Here is a 526-nt window from a genome sequence, read left to right as displayed (position 1 = left end):
ATCGCCGTCGCATCTGCCTTGGCACCCGTGCCCCCAATATCCCAAAAGGCACGCATCTGCATTAAAGGATCACGTGCAACACGCCCTATCCGTCCCTCCTGCTCGGCTGCTAACATTTCCTTTTGATAGTAAGCGCCTTGAATAGCGGTAAGATAAGCCCCCTCCCATATATGTTTATAGGTCTCTGGACGATTCTTCAGATCATCAAGCCGCGCTTCATTCAAGATCTTGGGAAATTTCGGATTGTCTGACCAGTTGATCTCTACACGCTTAATGGCTTCATTGTTTGAAAAGCGAAACCGCCTTTCAACCGGTGCATTATCTCGTAAGGGGTTCCACGTTACCCATAACTCTGCTCTCCACCCCTCACCTTCTTCACGTAAAGTCGGTATAAGCGTTTGCCAAGCTGTCTCTGTCACAGGCTCTGCCTCATCAACCCAACAGAGCAAAATGCGCCCCTTGGATTTGATACTGGCTATATTACGATCTAGTCCCGAAAACTGAAAAGCAATACGACCATCAATCG

The 526-nt window shown here is 48.5% G+C and carries 1 protein-coding gene; it reads right to left on the bottom strand.

What is annotated here, in order from left to right:
* Positions 1–526 (bottom strand): phage terminase large subunit (locus ACFINS_RS11315; RefSeq protein ID WP_375706323.1); only part of this gene is annotated, 526 nt, incomplete at both ends.

The sequence above is a fragment of the Bartonella sp. AA2SXKL genome, assembly GCF_042197205.1.
In the GTDB taxonomy this organism is placed as follows: domain Bacteria; phylum Pseudomonadota; class Alphaproteobacteria; order Rhizobiales; family Rhizobiaceae; genus Bartonella.
This window is presented reverse-complemented; position numbering and strand designations above follow the sequence as displayed.